The 21,145-nt window shown below is 61.2% G+C and carries 26 protein-coding genes; 12 read left to right on the top strand and 14 right to left on the bottom strand.

Annotation, left to right across the window (positions count from 1 at the left end; translation table 11 throughout):
* Positions 1–46: 46 nt before the first annotated feature.
* Complete coding sequence (locus tag AB5Y68_RS07905; protein WP_029313567.1) at positions 47–1,105, bottom strand: porin; 1,059 nt, start codon at positions 1,103–1,105, stop codon at positions 47–49.
* Positions 1,106–1,323: 218 nt separating this feature from the next.
* Between AB5Y68_RS07905 and glpX the strand changes: the two genes are divergently transcribed.
* Positions 1,324–2,334, top strand: coding sequence for a class II fructose-bisphosphatase (gene glpX, locus AB5Y68_RS07900; protein WP_039040467.1), 1,011 nt, complete (start codon positions 1,324–1,326; stop codon positions 2,332–2,334).
* Positions 2,335–2,582: 248 nt separating this feature from the next.
* Positions 2,583–2,834, top strand: coding sequence for a YkgJ family cysteine cluster protein (locus tag AB5Y68_RS07895; RefSeq protein ID WP_010675884.1), 252 nt, complete (start codon positions 2,583–2,585; stop codon positions 2,832–2,834).
* A gap of 163 nt (positions 2,835–2,997) precedes the next feature.
* On the opposite strand, the gene murA is transcribed toward AB5Y68_RS07895, so the two are convergent.
* The 7 genes from murA to mlaF are packed head-to-tail and all read right to left on the bottom strand — an operon-like array spanning position 2,998 to position 7,519.
* Positions 2,998–4,254, bottom strand: coding sequence for a UDP-N-acetylglucosamine 1-carboxyvinyltransferase (gene murA / locus AB5Y68_RS07890; RefSeq protein ID WP_039040468.1), 1,257 nt, complete (start codon positions 4,252–4,254; stop codon positions 2,998–3,000).
* 19 nt (positions 4,255–4,273) lie between these two features.
* The gene (ibaG, locus tag AB5Y68_RS07885; protein ID WP_010675882.1) at positions 4,274–4,531 is read right to left on the bottom strand and encodes a BolA family iron metabolism protein IbaG; all 258 of its coding nucleotides are present in this window, start codon (positions 4,529–4,531) and stop codon (positions 4,274–4,276) included.
* A complete protein-coding gene (locus AB5Y68_RS07880) occupies positions 4,531–4,803 on the bottom strand; it encodes a lipid asymmetry maintenance protein MlaB (protein WP_039040469.1) in 273 nt (90 codons plus the stop codon). The genes ibaG and AB5Y68_RS07880 overlap by 1 nt, the downstream gene beginning before the upstream one ends.
* On the bottom strand, positions 4,800–5,432 hold the full coding sequence (mlaC, locus tag AB5Y68_RS07875) for a phospholipid-binding protein MlaC (RefSeq protein WP_039040470.1): 633 nt from the start codon (positions 5,430–5,432) through the stop codon (positions 4,800–4,802). Before mlaC ends, AB5Y68_RS07880 begins: the two co-directional genes overlap by 4 nt.
* A 2-nt stretch (positions 5,433–5,434) precedes the next feature.
* Complete coding sequence (gene mlaD, locus AB5Y68_RS07870; RefSeq protein WP_010675879.1) at positions 5,435–5,932, bottom strand: outer membrane lipid asymmetry maintenance protein MlaD; 498 nt, start codon at positions 5,930–5,932, stop codon at positions 5,435–5,437.
* 7 nt (positions 5,933–5,939) lie between these two features.
* The gene (gene mlaE / locus AB5Y68_RS07865) at positions 5,940–6,719 is read right to left on the bottom strand and encodes a lipid asymmetry maintenance ABC transporter permease subunit MlaE (protein ID WP_010675878.1); all 780 of its coding nucleotides are present in this window, start codon (positions 6,717–6,719) and stop codon (positions 5,940–5,942) included.
* Positions 6,719–7,519, bottom strand: a complete 801-nt coding sequence (gene mlaF, locus AB5Y68_RS07860; RefSeq protein ID WP_039040471.1) for a phospholipid ABC transporter ATP-binding protein MlaF — start codon at positions 7,517–7,519, stop codon at positions 6,719–6,721. The genes mlaE and mlaF overlap by 1 nt, the downstream gene beginning before the upstream one ends.
* Before the next feature lie 206 nt (positions 7,520–7,725).
* Here mlaF and AB5Y68_RS07855 point away from each other — a divergent pair, with 206 nt between their 5' ends.
* From AB5Y68_RS07855 to npr, 10 genes are all read left to right on the top strand, one after another.
* Positions 7,726–8,721, top strand: a complete 996-nt coding sequence (locus AB5Y68_RS07855; RefSeq protein WP_029314845.1) for a KpsF/GutQ family sugar-phosphate isomerase — start codon at positions 7,726–7,728, stop codon at positions 8,719–8,721.
* Positions 8,721–9,275, top strand: a complete 555-nt coding sequence (gene kdsC, locus AB5Y68_RS07850) for a 3-deoxy-manno-octulosonate-8-phosphatase KdsC (protein WP_039040472.1) — start codon at positions 8,721–8,723, stop codon at positions 9,273–9,275. Before AB5Y68_RS07855 ends, kdsC begins: the two co-directional genes overlap by 1 nt.
* Complete coding sequence (gene lptC, locus AB5Y68_RS07845) at positions 9,272–9,832, top strand: LPS export ABC transporter periplasmic protein LptC (RefSeq protein ID WP_039040473.1); 561 nt, start codon at positions 9,272–9,274, stop codon at positions 9,830–9,832. The genes kdsC and lptC overlap by 4 nt, the downstream gene beginning before the upstream one ends.
* Complete coding sequence (lptA, locus tag AB5Y68_RS07840) at positions 9,819–10,337, top strand: lipopolysaccharide transport periplasmic protein LptA (protein WP_010675873.1); 519 nt, start codon at positions 9,819–9,821, stop codon at positions 10,335–10,337. Before lptC ends, lptA begins: the two co-directional genes overlap by 14 nt.
* A 12-nt stretch (positions 10,338–10,349) precedes the next feature.
* Positions 10,350–11,075 (top strand): LPS export ABC transporter ATP-binding protein, encoded by a 726-nt coding sequence (lptB, locus tag AB5Y68_RS07835; protein ID WP_010675872.1) that lies wholly within the window; start codon positions 10,350–10,352, stop codon positions 11,073–11,075.
* 65 nt (positions 11,076–11,140) lie between these two features.
* Positions 11,141–12,580 carry an RNA polymerase factor sigma-54 gene (locus AB5Y68_RS07830; protein WP_039040474.1) on the top strand — a complete coding sequence of 480 codons (1,440 nt, stop codon included), beginning with the start codon at positions 11,141–11,143 and terminating at the stop codon, positions 12,578–12,580.
* Between the two features lie 20 nt (positions 12,581–12,600).
* A complete protein-coding gene (gene hpf / locus AB5Y68_RS07825) occupies positions 12,601–12,888 on the top strand; it encodes a ribosome hibernation promoting factor (protein WP_005305957.1) in 288 nt (95 codons plus the stop codon).
* A gap of 2 nt (positions 12,889–12,890) precedes the next feature.
* Complete coding sequence (ptsN, locus tag AB5Y68_RS07820; RefSeq protein ID WP_010675870.1) at positions 12,891–13,337, top strand: PTS IIA-like nitrogen regulatory protein PtsN; 447 nt, start codon at positions 12,891–12,893, stop codon at positions 13,335–13,337.
* 40 nt (positions 13,338–13,377) lie between these two features.
* The gene (gene rapZ / locus AB5Y68_RS07815; RefSeq protein ID WP_039040475.1) at positions 13,378–14,244 is read left to right on the top strand and encodes an RNase adapter RapZ; all 867 of its coding nucleotides are present in this window, start codon (positions 13,378–13,380) and stop codon (positions 14,242–14,244) included.
* Between the two features lie 20 nt (positions 14,245–14,264).
* Positions 14,265–14,537: a PTS phosphocarrier protein NPr gene (gene npr, locus AB5Y68_RS07810; protein ID WP_010675868.1), complete on the top strand. Its 273-nt coding sequence runs from the start codon at positions 14,265–14,267 to the stop codon at positions 14,535–14,537.
* 15 nt (positions 14,538–14,552) lie between these two features.
* On the opposite strand, the gene AB5Y68_RS07805 is transcribed toward npr, so the two are convergent.
* The 6 genes from AB5Y68_RS07805 to AB5Y68_RS07780 form a co-directional block, all read right to left on the bottom strand.
* Positions 14,553–16,457, bottom strand: coding sequence for a transcription antiterminator (locus AB5Y68_RS07805; RefSeq protein ID WP_368207058.1), 1,905 nt, complete (start codon positions 16,455–16,457; stop codon positions 14,553–14,555).
* A 103-nt stretch (positions 16,458–16,560) separates the two neighbouring features.
* Positions 16,561–17,301: a KDGP aldolase family protein gene (locus tag AB5Y68_RS07800; protein ID WP_039040477.1), complete on the bottom strand. Its 741-nt coding sequence runs from the start codon at positions 17,299–17,301 to the stop codon at positions 16,561–16,563.
* The gene (locus tag AB5Y68_RS07795) at positions 17,301–18,416 is read right to left on the bottom strand and encodes a DgaE family pyridoxal phosphate-dependent ammonia lyase (RefSeq protein WP_368207056.1); all 1,116 of its coding nucleotides are present in this window, start codon (positions 18,414–18,416) and stop codon (positions 17,301–17,303) included. Before AB5Y68_RS07795 ends, AB5Y68_RS07800 begins: the two co-directional genes overlap by 1 nt.
* A complete protein-coding gene (locus AB5Y68_RS07790) occupies positions 18,400–19,539 on the bottom strand; it encodes an amidohydrolase/deacetylase family metallohydrolase (protein ID WP_039040479.1) in 1,140 nt (379 codons plus the stop codon). Before AB5Y68_RS07790 ends, AB5Y68_RS07795 begins: the two co-directional genes overlap by 17 nt.
* A gap of 142 nt (positions 19,540–19,681) precedes the next feature.
* Complete coding sequence (locus tag AB5Y68_RS07785; protein ID WP_039040480.1) at positions 19,682–20,332, bottom strand: DUF4310 family protein; 651 nt, start codon at positions 20,330–20,332, stop codon at positions 19,682–19,684.
* A gap of 11 nt (positions 20,333–20,343) precedes the next feature.
* Positions 20,344–21,120 carry a DUF4311 domain-containing protein gene (locus tag AB5Y68_RS07780; protein WP_010675862.1) on the bottom strand — a complete coding sequence of 259 codons (777 nt, stop codon included), beginning with the start codon at positions 21,118–21,120 and terminating at the stop codon, positions 20,344–20,346.
* Positions 21,121–21,145: the final 25 nt, after the last annotated feature.

The following is a 21,145-nucleotide window of genomic DNA, read 5'->3' as shown; positions in this document are numbered from 1 at the left end:
GGCGCGCAGAGTGCTCTGCGCGCCGTGTCGTCAGGTGGTTGCCGACTTAGAAGTCGTAGCGGGCCGCCAGCTGGAAGTCATCCTTGGTGTTGAGCTTGCCGCTGTCATGGCTGTCGAGGTTGTTGATGCGGTACTCGCCGATGACGCGCAGGTTCTTGTTGAACTTGTACTGGGCACCCAGGGTGTAGTAGTCGATGGAGTCGTAGTCAGACTTGCCAGCCTGCTCCACCTTCTGCTTGTTCCACAGGGCCATCAGGCCGAAGCCGCTCTCGAAGTTGTAACCCAGCGCCCCTTCCCAGCCGGTGTGATCCTTGCCGGTGGCCAGGAAGTCGCTGCCGTCGGCATAGCTCAGGGCGGCGTAGAGGGCCTTGTTGTCGTACTTGGCGGAGAGCAGCCACAGCTTGGCATCCTCTTCACCGCTCTTGTCGCGGATGCCCACGTTGTAGGCGGTCCCCAGGGAGAGGTTGAACGGGAAGGTGTAGGCCACGGCGGCACCGTAGGCGGCATCGCTGTCCTTGCTGGAGGTCTCTTCGGTGTCACCGCCATCGAACTTGTAGCTGGTATCTACCTGGAAACCGTTGAACAGGCCGGAGTACTTCAGCACGGAGCCGGCGCGGTTGGTGGCGAAGGTGTCGGTCTTGGCGCCCAGTGCCTCGTTGCCGTAACCATCGGAGAGGGAGACATCAGTCCAGTCCGCCAGGAAGCCAGGAGCCCCCTTCTGGCGACCGAAGGTGACGGTTCCCCAGTTGGCGCCGACACCGGCGAACGCCAGACGGGTACGCAGGTTGTCGGAGTTCTCGCTGACGGTCTTCTCGCTGTCGTTGATGTACATCTGCAGTTCGTACTGGGCCAGCGCCTTGAGACCCGGGTTGATCTCGCTCTCTACCTTGGCGCCCAGACGGACAAACTGGTTGGCCCCCTGCTTGTCGCTGTATTCGTTTTTGATGTCACCGTTGGCGTCCAGCTCTTTCTTCTCGCCGAAGAACTGGCCGGCGTAGATGCGGCCGTAGAGGTCGAGCAGGGTGCTCTCGTTTTTGTACACTTCAACGGCTTGAGCCTGGAAGGCGGCGGTAAGAGCCAATGCTACTACTGTCAGCTTTTTCATCATGATCCCTTGTGTTGCAAGCTTTTGTTTTAAAAGACGGGGCCATGCTAGAAGTGACAGATGACAGTCGGGTGACCGTGCAATGAACAAACCGTGTCGGTTCCATGTCAGCGGGATGAAAACCGGGATTTATGTGGCTGGTCGCCACTTTTACGCGCAAAGGTTTGCCCTTGTGGTAGAATGCCGCCCGTTTTCGAGCTCCTAAGGTTGGATATGCGATGAGACGTGAACTGGCAATCGAATTTTCCCGAGTGACGGAAGCGGCTGCACTGGCTGGCTACAAGTGGCTCGGACGTGGTGACAAGAATATCGCCGATGGCGCGGCCGTGGCGGCCATGCGTCACATCCTCAATCAGATCCAGATCGATGGCGAGATTGTGATCGGCGAAGGGGAGATCGACGAAGCCCCCATGCTCTACATCGGCGAGAAGGTGGGCACGGGTCAGGGCGACGCCGTGGACATCGCGGTCGACCCCATCGAGGGGACCCGCATGACTGCCATGGGTCAGGCCAATGCTCTGGCCGTGCTGGCGGTGGGCGACAAGGGATCCTTCCTCAAGGCCCCCGACATGTACATGGAAAAGCTGATCGTGGGCCCCAAGGCGAGAGGCGCCATCGATCTCGATCAGGCCCTGGAGCTGAACCTCAAGGCCGTGGCCAAGGCGCTCGGCAAGCCCCTCTCCCGTCTGACCGTCATCACCCTGGCCAAGCCGCGTCATGACAAGGCGATCAAGGAGATGCAGGGCCTGGGGGTGCGGGTGTTCGCCATTCCCGACGGTGACGTGGCCGCCTCCATCCTCACCTGTCTGCCGGACAGCGAAGTGGACATGCTCTACGGCATCGGTGGCGCGCCGGAAGGGGTGATCTCCGCCGCGGTGATCCGCGCCCTGGACGGCGACATGCAGGCTCGCCTGATCCCCCGCCACCAGGTCAAGGGTGACAGCCCCGAGGTTCGCGCCCTGGGTGAACAGGAGATCGCGCGCTGCGAGGAGCTGGGCATCGACGTGAGCAAGGTGCTCAAGCTCGAAGATCTGGCCAAGAATGACAACGTCATCTTCTCGGCCACCGGCATCACCAAGGGTGATCTGCTGGAAGGGATCACCAGCGACGGTGTCATGGCGACCACCGAGACCCTGCTGATCCGCGGTAAATCGCGCACCATCCGTCGTATCAAGTCGATCCACTTCCTGGATCGCAAGGACAGTGTGGTACGCGACATCATCCTGTAAGCAGGAGGATGGCGGTGGCGGCAAGTCACGTACTCTCATGCCGTCGTATCAAGTCGATCCACTTCCTGGATCGCAAGGACAGCGTGGTACGCGACATCATCCTGTGATGTGCTGACTCCCGCAGCAAAAAGCCCGGCACTGCCGGGCTTTTTGCGCTCTGCAGGGCGCCAGGGTGCCCGGGCAGGGATAAGGCTTAGGAGAAACCGGACTCCTTGCTACACTGCGGTGCCCCACAGAGGAAAAATCACATGGAATGTCGTCAGGGATGCGGTGCCTGCTGCATCGCCCCCAGCATCAGCAGTGCCATTCCCGGCATGCCGGACGGCAAGCCCGCCGGTGTGCCCTGTGTGCAGCTCGATGCGCACCTGGGGTGCAAGATCTTCGGCCAGCCGGAGCGCCCGGCGGTGTGCGGCGGCTTTCGCCCCATGGCGGACGTGTGCGGCTCCCATCGCCAGGAGGCCATCTGGCTTATCGGCGAGCTGGAGCGGCTGACTGCCTGAGCCCTTGCCCCTCTCCCTTGGGGAAAGGGTGTCTGCTTGTCCTCTTCATCCCCGCCCCTTCTCCCGCAAGGGGAGAAGGGGGTGCCGCCATTCGGAGTCATGAAAAAGGCCCCCTCGCCTGGCGAGGGGGCCTTTTTTATCGTCGGCTCATGGTGAAGCCAGCTTATTCCTTGATGCGCTCGATGCGACCACCCAGGCCTTGCAGCTTGTGCTCGATGTCTTCGTAGCCACGGTCGATGTGATAGATGCGATCGACGATGGTAGCCCCTTCGGCCACGAAGCCGGCCAGCACCAGGCTGGCGGAGGCGCGCAGATCGGTCGCCATCACCTGGGCACCCTTGAGCTGCTGGGTGTCGCGGCAGATGGCCACATTGCCCTGCAGTTCGATGTCGGCACCCATCCGAACCAGCTCGGGCACGTGCATGAAGCGGTTCTCGAAGATGGTCTCGGTGACCATGCCGGTGCCCTGGGCGACCGCGTTCAGCACGGTGAATTGTGCCTGCATGTCGGTCGGGAACGCCGGGTAGGGGGCGGTCTTGATGGTGACAGGTTTCAGGGTGCGACCTGTCATGTCGAGGGTGATCCAGTCGTCACCCTTTTCAATCAGGGCGCCAGCCTCTTCCAGTTTGACCAGTACGGCTTCCAGCAGGCTGGGGTCGGTGTTGCGGCAGGTGATCTTGCCACCGGTCACGGCGGCGCCCACCAGGAAGGTGCCGGTCTCGATGCGATCGGGCTGCACGCTGTAGCTGCCACCGTGCAGACGTTCTACGCCGTCGATGGTCAGGGTATCGGTGCCCGCGCCCTGGATCTTGGCGCCCAGCGCGTTGAGGAAGTTGGCCAGATCGACCACCTCCGGCTCACGGGCGGCGTTTTCGATCACGGTGCGACCGTCAGCCAGGGTGGCGGCCATCATCAGGTTCTCGGTACCGGTCACGGAAACCATGTCCATCAGGATGTGGGCACCTTTCAGGCGGCCGTCGACGCGGGCTTTGATGTAGCCCTCTTCGATGACGATCTTCGCGCCCATCAGCTCTAGGCCGTGGACATGCAGGTTGACCGGGCGGGCACCGATGGCGCAGCCGCCGGGCAGGGAGACGTCTGCTGCACCGAAGCGGGCTGCCAGCGGGCCCAGGGCCAGGATGGAGGCACGCATGGTCTTCACCAGCTCGTAGGGGGCGACATGATTGTTTACCGCACCGGTCAGCACGGTCACGTTGCCGTTGACCTTGGTGGTGGCGCCCAGCATCTCCAGCAGCTTGAGGGTGGTACCCACGTCTTTCAGGCGCGGTACGTTGGAGAGTTGAACCTCTTCGTCACACAGCAGGGTGGCAAACAGGATGGGCAGGGCGGCATTCTTGGCGCCGGAGATGGTCACTTCACCGGAGAGGGTGCAGGGGCCGGTGATCTTGAATTTGTCCATGGTTTACTTCTTTACCAAATCAGGAGGGCAGCTGGAATTTACGCTCGCGTTTCCACTCGGCGTCGGTATAGGCCTTGATGGAGAGAGCGTGGATCTCGTTGGTGGCGATCTTGTCCATCAGCGGGGCATAGATGGCCTGTTGTTTCTTGACCCGGCTCATGCCGTCAAACATGTCGCCGACGGCGATCACCTGGTAGTGACTGCCGTCCCCTTTGACATGGACTTCGGACAATGGCAAAGCCTCGAGGAGTATCGCTTCAATTTCAGAGACTTGCATTATGAGTCCTCAGTTGTGAGCGGGGTTGAATGAAAGAGGCTGGCCACCCCGTAGAGGTTGGCCAGCGTATAGAAATCGTTGGAGGCACCCACCAGTGTCGGAGTGGCACCCCGTGCCAGTGCCGCCTTGGCCCACTTGACCAGCAGGGCAAGGCCGGCGGAATCCAGGGTAGTGACGGCACCGAGTTCGAGCCGGTCGTCCTGCCACCAGTCGGCGCGGCGTTGCCACAGATCGTTGACCTGCGGGGCCTGCAAGTCACCGCTCAGGATCATGACTTGATCACCAGCGGCTTGGCGTTGTGTTCACGCAGCTGGGCGATCACCGCATCGATGCCGTTCTGGCGAATGAGGCCGCCCAGCTCGTTCTGCTTGGCGGAGAGCAGGCTGATCCCTTCGGCAACCATGTCGAAGGCTTTCCACTCGCCGGTCTTGTTGTTCTTGCGCAGCTTGAACTCGAGGAAGATGTCCGGCTTGCCGGCCTCTTTCACGCTGACGTTGACGGCGGTGATGTTGCTCTCGGCGGCTTTACCGGGCTGGACCTTGACGGTCTGCTTGTCAAAGTGTGCCAGGGCGTCGGCGTAGGAGCTCACCATGTACTCGGTGAAGACGTCCACAAAGGCGTCACGCTGGGCAGGGGTCGTCTGTTTGATCTGGTTGCCGAGCACCTTGTAGGCGGCGAAGCGGTTGTCCACGTAGGGCAGCAGCTCCTCGCGGATGATGACGCGCAGGTGATCGGGGTTGCTCTTCACCTGGGCCTGATCGGCTTTCAGGCGGGCAAAGGTCTGCTGGGCGGCCTGATCCACGAGGGCATAGGGGTCCGAAGTATTGACATCCGCACGGGCGACGAGGGAGAACAGCATGCTGGTCATCAGACCCAGCATCAGGGCGATCTTCTTGAACATGGTTACTCCTTGGTTGCGGGTGTGTTGGCCGGAGAGGACTGGCTGTAGAGGAACTTGCCAATCAGATCTTCCAGCACGATGGCGGACTTGGTGTCTTCGATCATGTCGCCATCCTTGAGCATGCTGGTGCCCATCTCCTCATCGCTGAACCCCGGTGCCAGACCGATGTACTGCTCACCGAGCAGGCCAGAGGTCAGGATGGAGAGGGTGCTGGTCTCGGAGAACTCGCCGGCACTCTTCTGCATCTGCAGGGAAACGATGGGGACCTGGCTCTTGGGATCCAGGGTGATGTCGCTGACACGACCGACGACGACGCCGCCGACCTTGACCGGCGAGCGCACTTTCAGGCCGCCGATATTATCGAAATGGGCGCGCAGGGTATAGGTTTCTCCTTCCGGTTTGAAACTCAATCCCGCCACTTGCAGTGCCAATGCCAGAATGGCCGCGATGCCAGCCAGCATGAAGGCGCCAACCAGAAATTCTACTTTGCTGAACTTCATCTTTCCCTTATCCAAACATGACTGCGGTGAGTATAAAATCCAGACCGAGCACGGCCAGGGATGAGTGAACCACGGTACGGGTCGTCGCCTGACTGATCCCGGCCGAGGTCGGTTTGGCATCATAGCCGTTGAAGAGCGCTATCCAGGTCACCACCAGGGCGAAGATCAGGCTCTTGATAGCGCCCTGCATGATGTCGTCCTGCCAGTCGACGGAGGCCTGCATGGCGGACCAGAAACTGCCTTCGTCCACCCCCAGCCAGTCGACACCAACCAGCTTGCCGCCAAAGATGCCGATCAGACTGAACATGAAGGCCAGCAGCGGCATGCTGATGACCCCGGCCCAGAAGCGGGGCGCCACGACCCGACGCAGCGGATCGACCGCCATCATCTCCAGGCTGGAGAGCTGCTCGGTGGCCTTCATCAGGCCGATCTCGGCGGTGAGGGCAGAGCCCGCACGACCGGCGAACAGCAGGGCGGTGACCACAGGGCCCAGCTCACGGAGCAGGGAGAGGGAAACCAGAGGCCCCAGGCTCTGCTCTGCGCCGAAATCCTTCAATACGTTGTAACCCTGCAGGGAGAGCACCATGCCGATGAAGAGGCCGGACACCAGTATGATGGCGACGGATTGCACTCCCACCACATACAGTTGCTGCACCAGCAGCGGGAAGTGCTTGCGTGGCTGGGGTCGTCCTGCCAGTGCATGAAACAGCATGATGGTTGCCCGGCCGACGGCGTTGATGAAACGCACACCGCTGCGGCCCAGCTTGCTTATCTGACTTGTCAACATCACAGATCCTGTAGCAGGTCGCCTGCCGGAAAATGAAACGGAACAGGACCGTCGGGCAATCCCTTGAGGAACTGCTCGACTTCGGGATTGTGCTCCTCGCGCAGCTGCTCCGGTGTGCCGTGTGCCACTACCTTGCGGTTGGCGATGATGTAGGCGTAGTCGGCGATGCTCAGCACCTCCTTCACGTCGTGGGTGACGATGACGGAGGTGATGCCGAGGGCATCGTTGAGCTCCTTGATGAGCTTCACCAGCACCGCCATGGTGATGGGGTCCTGCCCCACGAAGGGCTCGTCATACATGATGAGATCCGGATCCAGCGCGATGGATCTCGCCAGGGCCGCGCGACGCGCCATGCCACCGGAGAGCTCGGACGGCATCAGCTTGGCCGCCCCGCGCAGACCGACAGCCTGCAGTTTCATCATGACGATGGTGCGGATCAGCTCTTCCGGCAGGCCGGAGTGCTCCCGCAGCGGGAAGGCCACGTTGTCGAAGACGGTCATGCCGGTGAACAATGCGCCACTCTGGAACAGCATGCTCATCCGTTTCCGCACTTCATACAGGCGTGAACGGGAGAGAGTGGGAATGTCTTCCCCGTCAAACAGGATATGACCGGACTCAGGCTTGAGCTGGCCCCCGATCAGGCGCAGCAAGGTGGTCTTGCCGATCCCGCTCGGACCCATGACGGCGGTGACCTTGCCACGGGGAATGGTCAGGTTGATCCTGTCGTACAGCAGCCGATCCCCGTGACTGAAGGTCAGGTCGGAGATGGTGATCAGGTCATCGTTCAAACAATTGTCCATCCGGTATAAATGAAGAGCGAATTTTATGGGCTAGTCTAGGTCTAAGCAACAGCGAGGAACAACTATTGAGCGGGTTTCCCCCCCAAGTACGCGACAGTTTTATGTAACAACCTGCGTCAATGACCGCCCATTCCGCATCCGATTCGCTTATCTCGGCAGACTTTTTTATAATCCCGCAGCAAATTTCGGCCCGGAGCTGTGCCTTTATGTCTGTAAAGCCTGAAAAAGTGTCTGAATTGTTCGATTTCCGTCGCAGCGCCCGAGCGGTGCTGGACATAGAAAAACAAGCCATTGATGGACTTTACCAATACCTTGACGAGGCGTTCGAGCGCGCCTGCGAGATGGTGCTGCGCTGTGGCGGCAAGATAGTGGTGACCGGCATGGGCAAGTCGGGTCATATCGGCAACAAGATTGCCGCGACCCTGGCCAGCACGGGGACGCCCGCCTTCTTCCTGCACCCGGGCGAGGCGAGCCACGGGGATCTCGGCATGATCTCAGCCGGGGATCTCATCATCGCCATTTCCAACTCCGGCGAGAGCGACGAGATCCTGGCCCTGCTGCCGGTGCTCAAGCGCCGCGGCATTCCACTCATCTGCATGACAGGCAATCCGGCTTCCACCATGGCGAAAGAGGCCAACGTGCACCTGTGCATCAAGGTGGAGAAAGAGGCCTGCCCCCTCGGTCTGGCCCCGACATCCAGCACTACCGCCACCCTGGTGATGGGGGACGCGCTGGCCGTGGCCCTGCTGGAGGCCCGTGGTTTCACCGCCGATGACTTTGCGCTGTCGCATCCGGGCGGGTCCCTCGGCAAGCGGTTGCTGTTGCGAGTGGGCGATCTGATGCACAGCGGCGAGCTGTTGCCCAAGGTGGGGATAGATGCCACCATCAGCCAGGCGCTGCTGGAAGTGAGCCGCAAGGGGCTCGGCATGACGGCGGTGGTGGACGATCAAGGGCTGCTTGCCGGTCTGTTCACCGATGGTGACCTGCGCCGCATTCTGGACCTGCAGGTGGACATCCATCACACCCCCATCAGCCGCGTCATGACGGTGAACTGTGTTACCGTAGGGCCTGAGATGATGGCGGCCGAGGCCGTCAAGCTGATGGAAACCAGGAAAATCAACGGGTTGTTGGTTGTGGATGGAGAGAGACACCCGCTGGGTGCCTTCAACATGCATGACCTGCTGAAAGCCGGAGTAATTTGATGCAAGACGTACCGACCCTCTATGGTCCGGTGACGCGCAGCCAGTACGAGAAGGCGGCGCAGATCCGCCTGCTGGTGTGCGATGTGGATGGGGTGCTCTCCAACGGCTTCATCTATATGGGCAATAACGGCGAAGAGCTGAAGACTTTCTGCACCCGTGATGGTGCCGGCATGCGTGCCCTGCTCAATGCGGGCATCGAGATTGCCATCATCACGGGGCGAAACTCCCGCATCGTCAGCGATCGCATGCAGAGTCTGGGAGTCCAGCACCTGGTGCAGGGTGCAGACAAAAAGCTGCCCTACTTCGAGGCCTTGCTGACCAAGCTCGGGCTGGATGCATCGCAAGCCGCCTATATGGGAGATGACACTATCGATCTGCCGGTGATGCAGGCTTGTGGCCTGGGTATCGCCGTTGCCGACGCCCATCCGCTTGTGCTGGCGAAGGCGGAGCTGGTGACGCGGCTTGGCGGTGGCGTCGGGGCCGTGCGCGAGGTGTGCGACCTTATTTTGCAGGCCCAGGGATTGGCTGACTATCAACCCGAGGCGTCGCGATGAACAAACAGACTGTGCTGTTCGGCCTGCTGTTTCTGGCTGCGCTGGCGGCCTGGCAGCTGGGGGAGATAGAGCTGGTCCCCGAGCCGACCACCAAGACGGAAAATTTTCAACCGGACTTCACCGCCAGAGAGTTGGTGACGACCCGTTTCAACGAGCAGGGCAAGCGCACCGAGCGGCTGGAATCCGAATATGCGGAGTACTACCAGGTACTCGAGCAGGCCACTTTCACCAAGCCGGTGGTCTACATGTTCGATGACAAGGGCGCGGCCGAATGGAAGCTGACGGCCGAAACCGGGGTGCTCAACACCGATGACAATGTGATCCTCCGTGACAAGGTGCATCTGGACGGTCTGCTGCCCGCGTCCTTCATCTCCACGCTGGATACTTCCTATCTGGAGCTGGATCTGGTGACGCAGGGGATGAGAAGCAACCAGCACATCAGCATTGTGGGCCAGGAGTTCCAGACCGAGGGCGTTGGCCTCAAGGGTCACCTGGAACGTAAATATTTCGAGTTACTGGATAAAGGCCATGCCACTTATTTTAATGAAAAACGTTAATCTGGCCCTCACGGCCCTGTTGCTGTGCGGTTCCCTGAATGCCAAAGAGTCCGACTTTGCCGAGAAGGTCTATGTGGATGCTGTCAAGCAGGTGGCCGAGATGCAGGACAACCGCATCACCTTCAGCGAGGATGTCATCATCACCCAGGGCACCATCAAGATTAAGGCCGACAAGGTGGTGGTGATCCGCTCCGGCGACAAGGGCGCCGAGGTCATGACCGCGTATGGCAACCCAGCCACTTTCTTCCAGGTGCTGGACAACGGCAAACCGGTCAATGCCCATGGCAACAGCATCCGCTACGAGCTTAAGAACCGGCTGGTGACCATCACCGGCAATGGCCAGCTCAAGCAGGAAGACAGCCAGGTGACCGGCGATCTCATTCGCTACGACATCGTCAAGCAGAAGATGATTGCCGAGAGCAAGGGGCCCACCCAGCGCGTCAAGACGGTGTTCCTGCCGGATCAGGTGGAGAACTTCGACAAACCCGCCGATCAGAAGAAGTAGGAAACAACAGCCATGGCAGTGTTAAAAGCAACGGGTCTGCAAAAGAGCTACAAGCGCCGCATGGTGGTCAGCGATGTGAGCCTCGAGGTGGGAACGGGCCAGATCGTGGGTCTGCTGGGTCCGAACGGCGCGGGCAAGACGACCTCCTTCTACATGATCGTGGGCCTGGTGCAGCGGGATGCCGGCCTCATCACCATCGACGAGCAGGACATCAGCCTGCAGCCCATGCATATCCGTGCCCGCAATGGCATCGGCTATCTGCCCCAGGAGGCCTCCATCTTCCGGCGCCTGTCGGTGTTCGACAACTTGATGGGGGTCATGCAGACCCGCAAGGGGTTGAGCCGCGAAGAGCGGGAGGATAAGGTCGAACAGTTGCTGGAAGAGTTCAATATCACCCATATCCGCGACAGCCTGGGCCAGAGCCTCTCGGGTGGGGAGCGGCGCCGGGTGGAAATCGCCCGGGCGCTGGCGGCAGAGCCGAGATTCATTCTGCTCGATGAGCCTTTCGCAGGTGTTGATCCTATTTCAGTCATCGATATCAAAAAGATCATCCAGCATCTGAAAGAACGCGGGTTGGGTGTGCTGATAACGGACCACAACGTCAGAGAGACGCTGGATGTGTGCGAGAAGGCCTACATCGTCAGCCACGGCAAGATGATTGCTGAGGGCGCGCCGGCCGATATCCTCGCCGATGAGCAGGTCAAGCGCGTCTATTTGGGCGATCAATTCAGTCTATAGTAAGGGGGCACCCCTCATTTTTGTTAGGTGACTGCCTCGCTGAACATAAGGATATCCCGACGTAGATGAAGCCGACATTACAGTTGCGTCTCGGTCAGTCCCTGACCATGACGCCACAATTACAACAAGCGATTCGTCTGCTCCAGCTCTCCACCCTGGAACTTCAGCAGGAAATTCAGCAAGCGCTCGACAACAACCCCTTGCTGGAGCAAGAGGAGAACGAGGCGCAGGAAACCAGTCAGACAGAGACACAGGACGCCAGTCAACTCGACTCCAGCGATGCCATGGCCCAGGAGAGCATGCCGGATGAACTGCCGGTGGACACCACCTGGGACGAGGTCTACTCGGCCGGTACGGCCCAGAGCGCAGGCCCCATCCATGACGGGGAAGACAGCGTCTATCAGGGGGAGACCACCGAGAACCTGCAGGACTACCTGCTGTGGCAGATGCGGCTCACCCCGTTCAGTGATGTGGATGCTGCCATCGCGCTTGCCATCATCGATGCCATCGACGAATCCGGGTATCTGACTGCCACCCTTGAGGATATTCAGGCTGCAGTCAGCAGCGAGGAGGTAGAAGTCGAACTGGATGAGATCGAAGCCGTGCTCAAGCGGGTGCAGCATTTCGATCCGGTCGGCATCGCCGCCCGTTCGGTGCAAGAGTGTCTGCTGATCCAGCTCGGCCAGTATTCGCCGGACCTGCCCTGGCTCGACGAAGCCAGAGAGGTGATCCGCGAACACATGGACCTGCTCGGCAATCGCGACTACCGCACCCTGGCTCGCAAGACCCGCCTCAAGGAGAGCGATCTCAAGGAGGTGCTGGATCTCATCCAGCAACTGGAGCCCAGACCCGGCAACGGCATCATCCAGAGTGAATCCCAGTACGTGATCCCGGATGTGTCCGTGGTCAAGAAGGGCAGCAAGTGGGTGGTTGAACTCAATCCGGATTCTGCTCCGCGCATCCGTGTCAACGAGGCCTATGCGGCCATGGCGCGCAATGCCCGCAGCAGCACGGATACCCAGTTCATCCGTTCTCATTTGCAGGAGGCCAAGTGGTTCATCAAGAGCCTGGAGAGTCGTAACGACACCCTGCTCAAGGTGGCCAGCTGCATCGTCGAGCAGCAGCAGGGCTTTTTCGAGTACGGCGAAGAGGCCATGAAACCCATGGTACTCAACGACATCGCGGAAGCGGTGGAGATGCATGAGTCGACCATTTCACGGGTCACGACCCAGAAGTACATGCATACGCCCCGCGGCATTTTTGAACTGAAGTTTTTTTTCTCCAGTCACGTCAATACGGAGGGAGGAGGAGAGTGCTCATCGACCGCTATTCGCGCCCTGATCAAGAAGCTGGTGACGGCGGAAAACCCCGCCAAGCCGCTTAGTGATAGCAAGATCGCGGATTTGCTGGCCGAACAGGGTATTATGGTGGCGAGACGCACGATCGCAAAGTACCGTGAATCCTTGTTGATCCCGCCATCCAATCAGCGCAAACGCCTGGTTTAGGCAAACAAAAGGAAGACGTTATGCAAATTAACCTGACCGGACACCATGTCGAGATTACCGAAGCTCTGCGTGATTATGTGAACAACAAATTTGCCAAACTCGAGCGTCACTTTGACCATATCAACAACGTACACGTGGTGTTGAGCGTCGAAAAACTGAACCAGATCGCCGAAGCCAAGCTGCATGTCAGCGGGGGAGAGGTGTTCGCCAATTCGCAGCATGCCGACATGTATGCGGCGATTGATACCCTGCTGGATAAACTGGATCGGCAGATCATCAAGCACAAAGATAAGTTAAATCAAAAATAACTATGCAACTTGAACACATACTGAGTCGGGACTGCACCAAGAGTGCGGTCCCTTGTACCAGCAAGAAACGCGCGCTCGAGATCATCAGTGAACTGGCCGCAGAGCGCCTCGGCGCTTCCCGCCAGGTCCTGTTTGAAAGCCTGCTGGCGCGAGAAAAGATGGGCAGTACCGGGATCGGAGCCGGTATCGCCATCCCCCACGGCCGGATTGACGACGCCTTCGCGCCGACCGCCGTGTTGATGACCTTCTCCGAGCCCATCCCTTTCGATTCTATCGACAATCAACCGGTTGACCTGCTCTTTGCATTGCTGGTGCCGGAAAGCGAGTGCAAGCAGCACCTCAAGACTCTTTCCCTGATGGCATCCAAACTGGGTGACAAGGCCGTCTGCCGCCAGCTGCGCCAGGCGACCAGCGACGAAGAACTCTATCAGATCATGACGTCGGCCTGAGGCCGGGTCTGACACAGCCACGTTGGCGTGAGGGGACAAGATGCAGTTAATTGTAGTAAGCGGTCGTTCGGGCTCCGGCAAGACGGTGGCCCTGAGGGTGCTCGAGGATCTCGGGTACTACTGCGTGGACAACCTGCCGGTCAACCTGCTGCCCCAGTTGATCGTGTCGGTGGAGTGTCAGTATGACAAGCTGGCGGTCAGCATCGACGTGCGCAACCTGCCTGCCCAGGCAGACAGGCTGGAGAACCTGCTGAGCCAGGTGCGCAACGAGGGGCGAGTCAAGTTTTCGAGCTTCTTCTTCGATGCGGACAACGCGACCCTGCTCAAACGCTACGGTGAGAGCCGTCGTCTGCATCCTCTGTCCCGCAACAAGCTTTCGCTGGACGAGGCGATCCGGGAAGAGACCCACCTGCTGGCACCGCTCTCCTCGACCGCCGACCTGCGCATCGACACCACCAACCTCAGCATCCACGATCTCAGCGAGCTCATCAAAACCCGGGTGCTCGGCAAGAAAGAGAACGAACTGGTGCTGGTGTTCGAGTCGTTCGGTTTCAAGTACGGCATTCCCAAGGATGCGGACTTCGTGTTCGACGCCCGTTTCCTGCCCAACCCGCACTGGATCCCGGAGCTCAAGCCCTTCACCGGCAAGGATGAGCCCGTGGCCAACTACCTCTCCAGCCAGCCGGATGTCATGCTGTTCATCCAGCAGATCGAGAATATGCTGGGGACCTGGTTGCCCCACCTGGAGCGCAACAATCGCAGCTATGTGACCGTCGGGATCGGCTGTACCGGCGGACAACACCGCTCGGTGTTCATCGCCGAGCGGCTGGCCAGCGCATTCCGGTTGCTTGGCAAGAACGTGCAGATCCGCCATCGCACGTTGGACAAGCGTTCAAACCCCGCCTGACAGATCCACAGGATGCTCAGATGACCGTTTCCGCCTCGGTAGAAGTCAAAAACAAGTTAGGCATTCACGCCCGACCGGCCATGATGCTGTTCGAGCTGGTGCAGGGGTTCGATGCCCACGTGCTGCTGCGCAACGAAGAGGGAGTCGAGGCCGACGCGGACAGCGTGATCGGCCTGCTGATGTTGGACTCCGCCCAGGGCAAACAGGTGGAGGTGCAGGTGGAGGGCCCCGAAGAGGTGGAGGCCCTGGCCGCCGTGGTGGCGCTGTTCACCTCGGGCTTCAATGAGGAGTAATACGCCTCGGCGTGCTCAAGGTGCGCTGCGAGCCAGCGCCTTGAAAGCGGCAAAATCCCGACAAGCCAGCAGACTTCTGCTGGCTTTTTCGTTCATCAGTGCCAGAAACAGATCATAAAGTCCCATGGCTTCCTCATAATCCGCCTTGGCGATGGCCAGCACGAAGATGAGGGTAGCGCTCTCGCCGTTGCCCCAGTCGATCCCCTGGGGGGCCAGCACGGTATAGACCAGGGTGCGGCGCGCCAGCAGGCCGAGGGAGTGGGGCAGAGCGATGCCGTCCCCCAGCAGGGTGGAGACGATCCGCTCCCGCTCCTGCAAGGATCCGCGGAATCCGCTCTCCACCAGATCCTCCGCCTCAAGCTGGCTGCAGATGCGATCAAACAGCACCCCCTGGCTGATGGGTTCATCAAGCACCATGAAGTGGTCGGCATCGAAATACTTGTCGAGCAGATAGGGACGGGTGCGATCGACGAGCACCAGCTTGCCGAGCTGCTCCAGCTGGTATTGGGTCGGGAAGGGGGAGACCTGCACCACGGGAGCATTCTTCTCGCTCACCTTGAGGGTGCTGATGACGAAATCCTGCTCGACTCGCACCAGTCCCTCATAGTCCCGCACCGACTCCAGCGTGGTCAGCTGCAGTTGGGGGTATTCCCGCCGGATGCGTGCTTCCAGCACCCGGAAGGTGGCGTTGCCCGCATCGCACAGCAGCAGCGCCTGGGGGCGCCGGGTGTAACCGATGTCGTAGTGGCGCTCCAGGCCGACCCCGATGTGGATCACCAGGTAGCCGATCTCGTGGTGGGTCAATCGGTAGGGGGTCTGCCTGATCCACTCAGAGATGGCCGCCAGGGTGATGTCGTAGGCGAGGGGGTAATACTGCTTGATGTGATCCGCCAGGGGATTGTGGCTGCCAATCTGGTATTTGACCCGCAGCAGCATGGCGCCGATGTGGGTCTGCAGGTCGGCTCGCAATTGCGGGTCGCCGCGCAGGTCATAGGGGTAGTGCTGGTGGATGTAACCCAGCAGGTGTGCAGTCAGTTGCTCGCTCTCGGCCGCCATGGCCGGGCTGAGCAGGGGCGTCTCTGCAGTGAGGCGAGCCTGGATCTGGATGGCGAGACAGGCGATCTCTTCCTGCACCGGTGAAGTCAGGGTCGGCAGCTCGGCATAGATGTCGCGGGCCACCACTGCCAGGGGCGGGGTGATGTCGTCGCTGGCAAACTGGCGCAACTCGTGGCCAGACGCCTGGCGAAGCAGGGCGACGGCACAGTAGACGGTGACTTGCTGCAGGCTCTCGTCGGCCAGGCGTAGCTGATGGCGACCGAGTTGCTCGTGAATGTGGTTGCCCACTACCTCCAGCGTCTTGCTGGGGCAGAGGGTGGGCAACAGGCTCTGGAGCGGATGCTGGTGCAGCAGCTCCTGGCAGAGCAGTTGGGTGAGGCAGGCGCGGATCGCCAGCTCGCTTCCCGCAATGCGCATCCCCACTCTGGGTTTGCTGTCGATGGTGAGCCCGAAGTGGGCGAGCCGCTCCCGCACCTCCGTCATGTCCCCTTGCAAAGCCGCCCGGCTCAGATACCAGGTATCCGCCAGCTCGTCGAGCTTGATCCCCTGTTCCGCCGTCAGCAGCAAGACCTGGAGGTGCAGCACCCGCTCGCGGCTGGTGCGAGGCAGAGGGCTCTCCTGCCCCTGGGCGGCCAGCAGCGCATCGAACAGTCCCTGATTGTAGATCTTGAGCTGGTAGCCGCTGCCCCGCTGATGGATCAGGTGGGCGCCCCGGGTGGCGATGAGCTCGTTCAGGGTCGCCACGTCGGTGCGCACCGTGCGGGTGGACACATTGAGACGGCGGGCCAGCTCCTCCTGTGGCAGGGGCTCCGCGTGAAGCAGGGCGAGCAGTTGCTGGAGTCTGGGGTGGGGCAGCTTGGTCATGAGGGGGTGGGGACTCCTGTCGTGCATGGTGGGTCGATGTTAACAAGGGGGTCATTAACAAGCCAGGCACCGCCCAGTGATCGGACCGGTGCCTGTGGGGTTGCTATGCCAGCAGTGCCTTCACCATGGCGAGGAGGGTACGCACATCCTCCGGCCGGGTCTGGCCGCTCTCGCTGTCGATGATGGAGCTGTAGACGTGGGGGATCACCTTCTCGACTCCTGCCTCCAGCGCGATCCGCACTATCTCCTCGAAGTTCTCAAGATCGATACCGCCGGTGGGCTCCAGCCAGAAACCGTGGCGGGCACAGGCCTCGGCCACAGCCTGATACTCGGCGCGGCAGGCGAGTCCCCCCATGGGGAAGAACTTGACCGAGCTGCCCCCCATGTCCTTGAGCAGGGCAATGGCGGTATCGATGGGGACGATGCCATCGGGCTGCTGACTACTGAGGGGGCCGGTGGAGATCTTCACCATGCCGGGGGTGCCGGTGGGGGAGACAAGGCCATTGACCAGGGTGTCAGCTTGACCGAGCAGCGCCCGGCTGGCCCCGACCCCGGTGAACACCTGATTGACGTGCTGGGGCTGCAGCTGGCGGGCCAGCTCGGCCACCATGGTGGACTGGCGCGGATCACCGGCTCCCAGCCCGATGGAGAGGGCGTTGTCGATAAGCTTGGCGTAGGCCTCCATGTCGGCGACGGCAGAGGGAATGTCCGGGTAGTTCTTGGAGAGCACGCCGACCAGGACGTGGCCCTCGGCAGCCTCATAAATGTCGACGGCATTCTCTTTGGAACCTGCCAGCACGTTGAGGCAGACCCGATCGCTGTAGTAATTGGGGGTAAGAGACATCAGTTGTTCTCCTGAACGAGGTGGGCAATGGCGGAGTGGATCTGGTCGAGCTGGGGCTGGGTGATGCTGCGTACGTCTATCTCGATGTGCCCCTCGTTGGCCTTGTAGCCGCGGCAGTAGACGGCGGGGGTACCCTGTTGCAGACGAGAGACCACTTCCGCCGTGGTCATGCCGATCTGCTGGTGGTCGAAGGCGATGTCGGTGCGGGCGATGTCGCGCCCCGCGCTGTCCCACACCACCTTGGCGGTGACGCCGGGCAGCTGGTTGAGGCGCTCGATGAAGGGGGTCATCTTGGCGACCATGGCGGCGCCGCTCTCCTTCTCTTTGGCCAGGTAGCGCTCGATGGCGTGGGTCAGGCCGAGGATCCCCTCCTTGCCCACCTTCATGGCACGGCCTATGCCGCCAGCCTGCTGCTTGACCCACTCCACATACTGACGTCTGCCGAGCACCAGGCCGCTGGTGGGCCCTTCGATGGCCTTGGCGCCGCTGTAGATGACCAGATCTGCACCCTGGTTGTAGTAGAGACGTAGATCCTCTTCGGCCGCCGCATCGACGATGAGCGGGATCCCGTGGGCCTTGGCCACCTCGGCCGCCTCGGTCACCGACAGAATGCTCTTCTGCACGCAGTGGTGGGACTTGATGTAGAGGATGGCGGCGGTATTGGCATTGATGGCGGCGGCCAGCTGGGCGGGTGAGCACTCGTTGGCGTAGCCTGCCTCCACCACCCTGCCGCCCCCCAGGTTGACCATGGTGCCGACGGGAGCACCAAAGTTCACGTTGTGGCCCTTGGGCAGCACGATGTCGCTCGGCACGTCGTGGGCATGAGCATGCAACTGCTCGAGGCGATAGGGGTCGCCGCGCACTATCACGGCGGCCACCGACTGGGCGATGCCGGCGCTGGCGCAGGAGACCACCACCGCATCTTCAACGCCCAGCAGATCGGCCAGGTAGGCGCCGGTCTTGTTGACCAGATCCTTCACCTCGAAGTAGTGGCCGAGGCCGAAGTTGACCGCATCGACCACCTCCTGCTCGGGGGTGGAGACGCCGAGGATGGTCATGCGCCCGGAGGCGTTGATCACAGGTTTGAGCCGGTATTTCTCATACACAGAAGGCATGGTGTGATTTCCCGTAGTGAGTCAGAACCAGTTCGCCGCCCACCAGGGCGGCGAGAGGGAGCAGTTGCCGGTCACCGTTGCGGGTGCCGGCCTCGGTATCGGTAAAGAGAGTGGGGCCGCAGCTCACCTCGAACAGGGTGATGTCTGCATCGGCGCCCACCTCGAGTCGCCCCTTGCCGGGCAGGCGCAGGGCATCGGCGGCCTGGTGAGTGACGCAGGCGAGCACCTGCTCCAGGGTCATGCCGATGGCGAAGAACTTCGACATCACGTGGGCAAGGCTGTAGACGGGCCCCTTGATGCGGTTCTTGCAGTAGATGTCTGAACTGATGGTGTGGGGCAGGATGCCCTGGGCAATGGCCAGCTCTGCCACCTCGAAGCTGAAGCTGGCACCGCCATGGCCGATGTCGAGCAAGAGTCCCCGCCGCATCGCCTCGCGCACCGCCTGGCGCAGTTCACCCGCAGGGGTCAGGATGCGGTTGGGCTTGCCGTTGAAGCAGTGGGTCAGCAGATCGCCCTCCCCCAGCAGGGCGACGATCTCGTCCAGATCCGGCGGCGTGTTGCCCACGTGCACCATCAGTGGCAGGTTGCCATTGGCCTGCTGGATCTGCTTGGCCATGCGCAGGGGTTGCAGACCGCTTTCACCCACCACGCTGCCGCTCATGCGTGCCTTGATGCCGACGATGAAGCCGGGATGGCGCCGGATGGCCGCCTGGGCGAGGGCGGGATCGATGTCTGCCGGATCCGCCAGCTCGTTCTGGCGCAGCAGGCCGATGCGGGAGATGTTGAGCAGTGCGTGCACCCGGGTCTTGCAGCCGGCGGCGAGACGCTGGAAGTCGTCCACGTCGTCGGCCCCGGTACTGCCGGCGTCGATGACGGTGGTGACGCCGGATTCCACGCCCACCTTGTCCGGCTCATCGTGATAGAGGGGGGAGGCGGGGTAGCAGTGGGTGTGGCCGTCAATCCAGCCGGCGCTCACATGGACCTGCCCGTCCAGAGTGAGGGTTTGCTTCGCCTCCGTGCTCTCTGGCAGCGAACCCAGCGCCGCTATCTTGCCATGCTTGATGGCGACGTCGACGAGCTGCCCGTTTCCCAGGCGTCCCGCCCTGATGATCGTGTCGTACATGCTGATATCCCTCTTGTAACCTGCTTGCGCTCTTACTGCGAGGCCGCTTCCAAGGCTCATGTGTTGCTCTTCACCTTGCTGACGACCTCTCGCGACAGAGCGCAAACAGGTTCTTGAATGCCGCCCAAGAGACGGCCTTGGATTAAGCCAGGGCGATGGGGAAGACGGTCCCGAACAGCATGGCCCCCAGAATGGCACCGCCCGTGATGGGCTTCTCCCAGATGTAGAACAGCAGGGCACCCAGCAGGGAGCCTATCCCGATGGGAATGGAGGCGCCCATGGCGGAGAGGATGATGAGGGGACCGAGGAAGCGGCCCGAGCTGTTGCCAGCCCCCATCATGACGTCCGCCCCGTAGGTGGAGTTGCTCTGGTTGATGGTGAACTTGCGCGCCAGGATGATCACGTAGCCGATGGCCATCCCAATCCCCATACCGGTGATCAGGGAAGCGGTGAAGTTTTCCACCGGATAGACGATGCCGGCCCCCAGCAGCAGGGCGGGCACCCCGAGGCCGACTCCGGTCTGGATGGCGCCGCCGATGTCGAGGATCCCCACCAAGGAGCCCTCGATGATGCGGGCGAACAGGAAGCTGGCACCGAAGGCGGCGACTGCACCATAGGCCCCCGTGTCCATGCCGGCTTTCAGCATGGCGACGAAGGCCACCTCGTTGAAGGCGCCGACCCCGTAGAGGTAGAACATGTGGGTACCGGCGAAGACGCCGGAAGAGAGCAGACCGACAAAGATGGGGAAGGACCAGTCGGCATACCAGAAGTTGTTTCTCAGTTTCTCATCCATGGTGTGCTTCCTTATTTGCCGCTCATGAGGTTGTGGACGTTTTCCAGCCACAGGGGAACGCCCAGGTGGAAGGATTCAATGAGTTTCATGTCAAAGCCGCGGAAGAAGCCGCTCAGCACGAACAGCAGGACGATGGCACTCATCATCACCTTGGTGACGTGGTTCCAGCCGCTCTCTTCCACCCCCTTGCCGATCAGGATGCCAAGCACCAGGCCCGGTACCGCGTTGCCCATGATGAGCTGGGCCAGACCGCCGAAGATGGTGGCCCAGAAGCCGGACTTCTTGCCTGCCTCGATGGCGGCCAGCCAGAAGATCACCGGCATGACGGTATTGACCAGCAGGTTGGCGGCGGGCACCAGTACCTTGACCGCGGTGACCTGCAGGGCTGCTGGCACGGCGGCGGCGGTGCTGTTGAGGAAGGCGACCACGATGGCACCTATGATGCCGCAGGCGATGGCCATCTTTTTGGGATCATGGAGGGTGGTGGCGAGATCCCGGTTCTTGATCATCAGGGCCGCTGCACCCCAGTTCGGCAGGATGCGGTGATCCACGTCCTGAGTGAAGGCGCCGGCCGCGACCGTGGAGGCCCAGGCGTTGAAGAAGAAGCCAAGACCGAACGAGAAGTGGGAGGCGGGGTCCCCTTCGCAGGAGTTGAGCTCGCCCAGGGTACGGAACGCGCCCATCCCCTGCACGGTCGGGGCGTGGAACATCCGCGCCGCGCCAGCTCCCACCCCGACGCCTACCAGGCCGCCGATGATGAGTGACTTCATCAAAATGATTAGAAACATCCAACTTGTCCTTTTGGTTGTGGGG

The organism is Aeromonas sp. R6-1, from assembly GCF_040908165.1.
Classification (GTDB): Bacteria; Pseudomonadota; Gammaproteobacteria; order Enterobacterales; family Aeromonadaceae; genus Aeromonas; species Aeromonas caviae.
The sequence above is the reverse complement of the archived record's forward strand: the minus strand, read 5'-3'. Positions and strand labels throughout refer to the sequence as shown.

Excerpts from the sequence above, each read along its gene's own strand:
- AB5Y68_RS07905 (WP_029313567.1), bottom strand. The coding sequence starts at position 1,105 with ATGAAAAAGCTGACAGTAGTAGCATTGGCTCTTACCGCCGCCTTCCAG.
- glpX (WP_039040467.1), top strand. The coding sequence starts at position 1,324 with ATGAGACGTGAACTGGCAATCGAATTTTCCCGAGTGACGGAAGCGGCT.
- AB5Y68_RS07895 (WP_010675884.1), top strand. The coding sequence starts at position 2,583 with ATGGAATGTCGTCAGGGATGCGGTGCCTGCTGCATCGCCCCCAGCATC.
- murA (WP_039040468.1), bottom strand. The coding sequence starts at position 4,254 with ATGGACAAATTCAAGATCACCGGCCCCTGCACCCTCTCCGGTGAAGTG.
- ibaG (WP_010675882.1), bottom strand. The coding sequence starts at position 4,531 with ATGCAAGTCTCTGAAATTGAAGCGATACTCCTCGAGGCTTTGCCATTG.
- AB5Y68_RS07880 (WP_039040469.1), bottom strand. The coding sequence starts at position 4,803 with ATGATCCTGAGCGGTGACTTGCAGGCCCCGCAGGTCAACGATCTGTGG.
- mlaC (WP_039040470.1), bottom strand. The coding sequence starts at position 5,432 with ATGTTCAAGAAGATCGCCCTGATGCTGGGTCTGATGACCAGCATGCTG.
- mlaD (WP_010675879.1), bottom strand. The coding sequence starts at position 5,932 with ATGAAGTTCAGCAAAGTAGAATTTCTGGTTGGCGCCTTCATGCTGGCT.
- mlaE (WP_010675878.1), bottom strand. The coding sequence starts at position 6,719 with ATGTTGACAAGTCAGATAAGCAAGCTGGGCCGCAGCGGTGTGCGTTTC.
- mlaF (WP_039040471.1), bottom strand. The coding sequence starts at position 7,519 with ATGGACAATTGTTTGAACGATGACCTGATCACCATCTCCGACCTGACC.
- AB5Y68_RS07855 (WP_029314845.1), top strand. The coding sequence starts at position 7,726 with ATGTCTGTAAAGCCTGAAAAAGTGTCTGAATTGTTCGATTTCCGTCGC.
- kdsC (WP_039040472.1), top strand. The coding sequence starts at position 8,721 with ATGCAAGACGTACCGACCCTCTATGGTCCGGTGACGCGCAGCCAGTAC.
- lptC (WP_039040473.1), top strand. The coding sequence starts at position 9,272 with ATGAACAAACAGACTGTGCTGTTCGGCCTGCTGTTTCTGGCTGCGCTG.
- lptA (WP_010675873.1), top strand. The coding sequence starts at position 9,819 with ATGAAAAACGTTAATCTGGCCCTCACGGCCCTGTTGCTGTGCGGTTCC.
- lptB (WP_010675872.1), top strand. The coding sequence starts at position 10,350 with ATGGCAGTGTTAAAAGCAACGGGTCTGCAAAAGAGCTACAAGCGCCGC.
- AB5Y68_RS07830 (WP_039040474.1), top strand. The coding sequence starts at position 11,141 with ATGAAGCCGACATTACAGTTGCGTCTCGGTCAGTCCCTGACCATGACG.
- hpf (WP_005305957.1), top strand. The coding sequence starts at position 12,601 with ATGCAAATTAACCTGACCGGACACCATGTCGAGATTACCGAAGCTCTG.
- ptsN (WP_010675870.1), top strand. The coding sequence starts at position 12,891 with ATGCAACTTGAACACATACTGAGTCGGGACTGCACCAAGAGTGCGGTC.
- rapZ (WP_039040475.1), top strand. The coding sequence starts at position 13,378 with ATGCAGTTAATTGTAGTAAGCGGTCGTTCGGGCTCCGGCAAGACGGTG.
- npr (WP_010675868.1), top strand. The coding sequence starts at position 14,265 with ATGACCGTTTCCGCCTCGGTAGAAGTCAAAAACAAGTTAGGCATTCAC.
- AB5Y68_RS07805 (WP_368207058.1), bottom strand. The coding sequence starts at position 16,457 with ATGACCAAGCTGCCCCACCCCAGACTCCAGCAACTGCTCGCCCTGCTT.
- AB5Y68_RS07800 (WP_039040477.1), bottom strand. The coding sequence starts at position 17,301 with ATGTCTCTTACCCCCAATTACTACAGCGATCGGGTCTGCCTCAACGTG.
- AB5Y68_RS07795 (WP_368207056.1), bottom strand. The coding sequence starts at position 18,416 with ATGCCTTCTGTGTATGAGAAATACCGGCTCAAACCTGTGATCAACGCC.
- AB5Y68_RS07790 (WP_039040479.1), bottom strand. The coding sequence starts at position 19,539 with ATGTACGACACGATCATCAGGGCGGGACGCCTGGGAAACGGGCAGCTC.
- AB5Y68_RS07785 (WP_039040480.1), bottom strand. The coding sequence starts at position 20,332 with ATGGATGAGAAACTGAGAAACAACTTCTGGTATGCCGACTGGTCCTTC.
- AB5Y68_RS07780 (WP_010675862.1), bottom strand. The coding sequence starts at position 21,120 with ATGTTTCTAATCATTTTGATGAAGTCACTCATCATCGGCGGCCTGGTA.